This is a genomic window from Methylobacter sp., assembly GCF_004322395.1.
In the GTDB taxonomy this organism is placed as follows: domain Bacteria; phylum Pseudomonadota; class Gammaproteobacteria; order Methylococcales; family Methylomonadaceae; genus Methylobacter_A.
This window is the reverse complement of sequence record NZ_SCTW01000113.1, coordinates 1-6,207: the sequence shown is the minus strand read 5'-3', so window position 1 is coordinate 6,207 and position 6,207 is coordinate 1. Positions and strand designations below refer to the sequence as shown.

The 6,207-nt window shown below is 45.8% G+C and carries 5 protein-coding genes; all 5 read left to right on the top strand.

The window, feature by feature from the left end; genetic code table 11:
* Positions 1-616: hypothetical protein (locus EPO18_RS15420; protein ID WP_292434740.1), on the top strand; the 616-nt coding region annotated here is incomplete at its 5' end.
* A gap of 24 nt (positions 617-640) precedes the next feature.
* Positions 641-940, top strand: coding sequence for a hypothetical protein (locus tag EPO18_RS15415; RefSeq protein ID WP_292434738.1), 300 nt, complete (start codon positions 641-643; stop codon positions 938-940).
* Between the two features lie 14 nt (positions 941-954).
* Positions 955-1,254 (top strand): hypothetical protein, encoded by a 300-nt coding sequence (locus EPO18_RS15410; RefSeq protein ID WP_292434737.1) that lies wholly within the window; start codon positions 955-957, stop codon positions 1,252-1,254.
* A gap of 506 nt (positions 1,255-1,760) precedes the next feature.
* Positions 1,761-2,501 (top strand): DsbA family protein, encoded by a 741-nt coding sequence (locus EPO18_RS15405; protein WP_292434736.1) that lies wholly within the window; start codon positions 1,761-1,763, stop codon positions 2,499-2,501.
* A gap of 43 nt (positions 2,502-2,544) precedes the next feature.
* The coding region (locus EPO18_RS15400) for an Ig-like domain-containing protein (RefSeq protein ID WP_292434734.1) at positions 2,545-6,207 on the top strand (3,663 nt) is incomplete at its 3' end.

Sequence of the window (6,207 nt, the reverse complement as noted above, 5' to 3'; positions counted from 1 at the left end):
GGGTGTGGGCGTGATCAAGGCAGGCTGGCATTGCGGGAGTCAGCCGGGAGGGAGTGGTTGTGCATATAATGCTGAATGCCAAAAATGCACAGGGAACTGCAACCTTGTTAACGACGATACTCTAAAGCCTAGCCAAAAATGCGCCACATGTAAGGATGGAAAGACTGTTCCTCCTCCTACTGATGCGGAATGTTGTACACAGCCGGATATTGCTAATGACGCTGATTATCAAGCAGGTAAGCTTTTGGGGACTGTAGCTTGCTGCCGAGGTTCTGCAATACTTTGTATGTATCCAGGAAATTTTACTAGTAGAGGGAATGTATTAGGGGATTCTATTGCGAAGGAGTGCGTTGCTGTGCATGAAGGCACGCACAAAGATCACATAGATTGTAGTGATGGTGATTGCAAGACGTGGGAAGGATTTAAACCCAGTGTAACACAGTCTCAAGGAGAGTGTGATGCCAGCAAGGCTGAAAAACAGTGCCTTGAAAATAAAAGGCCATCATGTAATTTAAGTCCGGATCCAGCAGCTTGTCAGGCGGTAGTTGATCATTGGATTCAAGAAGCAATTAATTATGGCAACTCATTTTTCACTTCTCCTTCCACGTGTTTTTAATTAATTTTAGAGAGGATGTGGGTAATGTTATTAAATAGAATAGTTATTTTCTTGATATTGAGTTTAGTGGGTTATGCCGCTTACGCTGAACCTGTATGTACCGAGCCAGAGTTAACAAAAGACCAACTGATAGAAATCATTAGGCAGGAAAGACTCCATAGGTCAGATCTACCTAAAGCGTATCCGCAGAGCAATTATGTGTTAAACAGGCAGGGTTGTTATTATGCAGTAATTGAATCTGCAGTGCCGGAAAGACCAGGAAAGAATATCGTTTTTAAACTAAATCAAAAAGGTATTATTGTCGATGTAATGCGTGGTCGCTAATATAAGGAATTGTTATGATTAAATGCTTTATTTTTGTTATATCTATTTTTATGGTTAATGTGGTATCGGCTCAAGAATTAAAGTGCCCTGATAAGGTTTATTCAGAATCTGAATTAATTAATATTGTTGAAGAGGCACGCAAGTCAAGAACTGACCTACCAGGTAAATATCTTAAATATGAAACTAGTGTAATTAAATTGCGATGTTTATATATCTTGTATGAAAGACCAATCCCGGCGACGGAAGATGTATACCAAACTTTTACAATTGATCCTTATGGCGAATTAATGGATTTTTATGTAAATAAAAAATGATTGGTAATAACCCGATGGATAAAGCTGGGTAGGTCGGGCAACGGCTTTTTGTTGCCCGACATTTCGTTGTTTGATTATGTCAATGGATTTGGGTAATGGTTATTGGGCTTGGTTTCTAAACTGAATTGTTGGGCAACGATAAAGCAGTTGCTCAACCTACATTCTGGGTTGCAAGTTCGATATGAACAGAGAGTGTGCATTGAACAAACATTTTCGGTAACCGAGTTCGCAAGAAGCTATGCCGCTATTAAAAACTGTTTTTTTCATTACCTCGGGATTGAAGCATTGAATTGATTCAGTTTTATACCGAAGTGGCGAGGTGGTCAGGGAGACTTTGCAAATCCTTGCATCAAGTACTCGAAATAATCATGGAACAACCAAAGGATAGATGATCGCATTCAGGATGGTATTTGGGAGTGTCTAACTGCAAAGCGGTTTGATCGGGTTAGGTTTCGTTATGATGGGTTTCGCCACGCTTTACCCATCCTACATTTTTGGAATTATGCATGAGTTGGCTTGTACGGATTATTTTAATTTTTGCCTGGAGTTTGGTGACAAATGTTGCTCAAGCCGAAGAAAAGTGGGTCGCCGACGAAATTTTTCTGCAAATGTCGGAAATGCGCAAAGAGATTCAGCAATTGCAGCAAAAGGTCGCAGGCCTGGAACAGAAACTCACCGATGCCCAGCCTAAGCTGACCCCGATTCCATTGACCGGTTTAGAGAAAATGACATTGGGCAAACAGGAGGCTGCTATTGCCATTCTGGAATTTTCAGATTACGAGTGCCCTTATTGCGGCAAACACTATAAAAACGTCTTACCGAAATTGCGCGAACGCTATATCGACAAGGGAACCGTTAAGTATGTGATGAAGGATTTTCCATTGGAATTTCATGCTCATGCGAAGAAAGCCTCGCTTTCGGTGCGTTGCGCGGGTGAACAAGGGCAATATTGGGCCATGCACAACGCAATTTTCGATGTTCATGGTCAGGTAACGGATCAATTGATTGATGACCTTATAAAGAAGCTTAAGTTGAATAGTCAGGCGTTCAAGCAATGCCAAGAAAATCCGGCGCAGCTGGCAAGTATCGAAAAAGATATGGCTTTGGGAGCAAGCTTGGGGGTTAACGGTACGCCGGCTTTTTTGGTGGGCAGAGTAAAAGACAATCAATTGGTTAATTACAAGCGACTCGACGGTGTACAGTCTTTCGAGACATTTGTCGGCATCATTGACAGCTTCAAAAAATAATAGACATTAAGCGAAGGCAGCCGAGGATTAGGGGAATGAGACGATGAAACTACAGCTAAGTAAATCTATTTATGTGATTGCTCTGATTTTTGGTATCGCCATTAACTACCAAGCGGCAGCTGCCAATGTTCTCGATCAGAACTGCGTCGTTAATATTCTTAATCGCACTGTTCAGGTTAGTAATGATGGCAGTTGGTCGATGCCTAATGTGCCGTCGCAAATGGGTCGGGTACGTGCGCGTGCAACCTGCACTAAGCTGGGCGAAACTTTTTCCGGTGAAAGCGATTATTTCAACATCGTTCAAAACGGTATTTCCCAGGTTCCGGAAATTAAATTTGAAAACATCGAACCGGTACCGGTCAGTCTGCAAGTAACCGAACCAACCGTTGAAAACCTATCCGGCATAGGGACAACAGCACAACTTAAAGTGATGGCAACTTACCGGGATGGTAGTCAGATCGACGTCACTGCCTCTGCTAAAGGCACTAATTTTACGTCAAGCAATCCTGCTATCGCATCGGTCAATGCGGAAGGCTTGGTAACCAGCGTAGCTAGCGGTACTGTATTGATTACCGCCCGCAAAGACGAAGTGGTAGCCTTCAAACGCATCACCGTTTCTTCCAACGGTGATAATGATAACGATGGTATTCCCGACGATTTTGAGTTGGCAAACGGCCTAAATCCTAATGACCCTTTAGATGCACAAGAAGATTTCGACCAGGATGGTCTAACCAACAAACAGGAGTATCTGCTGGGTACCGGCATTAAAATTGCCGACAGCGATGGCGATGGCATTAGTGACGGGGAGGAAGTAGCGAATGGTGCCGATGGTTTTATCACCGATCCGTTACAAGCCGATAGCGATGGCGATGGCGTTAGTGATAGTGCCGAGATTCTTGCCGGCTATAATCCAACCGACAAAAACGATGGCGGTGGACGCAGTTTTGTCGAGTTGGTGATAACTCCCAGCAATCCGACCATGACCTTTAACACGGTTTATAACGAAGCTAATCTTCAGGTCAAGGTATCCGGTAAACGTAACGATGGCAGCTTAGTGGATTTGACCAGTCGCTCCACAGGTACTTCTTACAGCTCAAGCAACTTGAGTATATTAAATTTTGGAGCAAAAGACGGTTTGATATTTGCCGGTCAGGCAGGCACTGCTAACCTAACCGTAAAAAATACCGGTTTGGAGAAAACCGTAACGGTAACCGTAGGTACGTTTAATCCTACTGCGTTGTCTTCCATCACGATTCCAGGCTATGCCAACAATGTAGATGTAGCAGGCGATTATGCCTATGTGGCGGCAGGCAGCAAAGGTTTGCAGATCGTCAATGTTTCCAACCGATCCGCGCCTTCGATTGTTGGCAATTTAGATACGGCGGGTACCGCAATTGACGTCCGTGTGGTCGGAAATGTCGTCTATTTGGCTGACGGCGATCATGGCTTACAGATCATTGATGTGACCGATCCGACTGCGCCGAGTTTGTTGGCATCCTATGAAACGGCTGGTATTGCCCAGGATGTGAAAATCGATAACCAATTCGCCTACATTGCTGACGGCAACAGTGGCTTAGAAATAGTCGATGTTCGTAAACCCGCTCAACCTATATCGGCGGGTTCATTAACCGGTTTGGGCGAAGTTAAAGGAGTTGATGCGCAAGGTAATAATGTTGTTGTAGTGGCGGGAAGTTCCGTTCACATTATTGATGTAACCGATAAGACGAATCCGATTAAAAAAGGCAGTTTAGGCATAGGCCCGGTTAAAGATGTTGCGCTTAATGGCAATTATGCTTATGTGGCGGCTTACACATCCGGGTACAAAGTTGTTGACCTGACTGACCCTGTTGCCCCAACTATAGTGGCGCAACAGCCAAGTTTTTACCCCGCCGACGTGGAATTGACGGATGGGTTTGCATTTTTTGCCGAAGTTCTTTTTGTAAACTCGGTTCCTTATGTCAATATCGAAGATCCTGTCAACGCGGTATTTCAAGGAACGGTCAATTTTAACCAGTTCAATGACTATAACGGGACTGGGCTGGCATTAGACTCAAACTTTGTTTACCTCACTGCTTCCAGTTCTATTTCAGATTTTGAATCGACCGGCAGCTCAACCCTTATGATTGGTCAATACCGGTTGACCGAAGATAAAGGGGGCGTTGCACCGACTATCCAAATTACCGATCCGGCTCAAGATGCCGCAGTTGTTGAAGGCAAGAAAATTACCGTTACTGCCAGTGCAGACGATGATATAGGCGTTAAGTCAGTGTCTTTCCTGGTTAATGGCGAGGTCGTTTACACTGATACTTCCCGGCCCTATCAATATCCGGTTACCGTGCCATTTGGAACCGTAGGTAGCAGTATCGCCGTTTCCGCCAAGGCCACCGATTTTGGCGGCAATACGGAAACAACACCCATTTTAACCCTGATTGTTCAGGCGGATACCGATCATGATGGCTTGAGCGATGAACAGGAAAATTTTTATGGATCGAATCCTGCCAATCCGGACACTGATGGCGATGGTATCAAGGATGGCGATGAAGTCGATTTAAAAACCAGCCCAACCGATTCCGATTCGGATCAGGATGGTATCGAAGATGGTGTTGAGCAGCAAAACGAGACTGATCCGCTCAACCCTGATGTCACGCCGCCGACTGTAGCATTAACAGCGCCCGCTAACGAAGCATTGGATATTCCTGAGAATAATCCAATCGTTATTTCGCTAAGCGAGCCTTTAAAGGCAAAATCGATTAACGCGAGTTCTATTGTTGTTTACCAGGGTTTGCTGGAGGGGGCGCCTGTCGTTCCCGGAAAAATCCGGCTATCTAGCGATGGTTTGCAACTGATTTTTACTGCAAATGACATATTGGCGGACTTTACGGAATATAAAATTGTTATTGACGGTGTTCGTGATCGTGCCGGTAATCCGATTGCCGCACCTTATTCTTTCCATTACAAAACCGGCAATACGGTAGACACCACGCCACCAACGGTTACTGACATAGATCCAAGCGCCAACAGCACCAATGTTCCTGTTAATGCGGTGATTGGAGTTCGCTTCAGCGAGCCGGTCAATGCTGATACGGTTAATGAACAAAGCGTTCTGGTTTACGATGACGTAACCGGACTGCTTGTTCCTGGCGTAGTAAATTTGAGTGGCGACGCCCAAAGTTTGACCTTTGTACCCAATAGTGCATTTGCGGTAGGTCGTCAGCATCACATCTATATGACCAACGCGATCAAGGACTTATTTGGTAACCCCCTGAGTTACGCATATTACTACTTCACGACATCGTTCGACAAAGATGCGACCGGTCCTCGTATTGTTGGTTTCAGTGTGGCAGCCGATCAAGTCTCGGTTCCGACCAACGTACAGTTGCAAGTCCGGTTCGATGAAGCGGTCAGCGGCTTGAGCCTGGGCGGGGTCGAACTGCGCAAAGGCGCCGAGGTGATCGCGGTGACTCGGGAACTGAGCGGCGACCACAAAACCCTGACCCTGAAACTGGCGCAGCCGTTGCTGGCCAACACCGCCTACACCCTGCATGTGGAAGGCATAGAAGACCTAAGCGGCAACGTGCTGGCCAGCGCGGCGGATAGATCGTTCAGCACCGGGACCGGCGCCGACTTAGTCCCCACCGGCGTCGTGCAATACAGCCCGGCTAATGGGGCAGGCAATGTCGGCTTGAATACCAAGGTCGTGGTATCG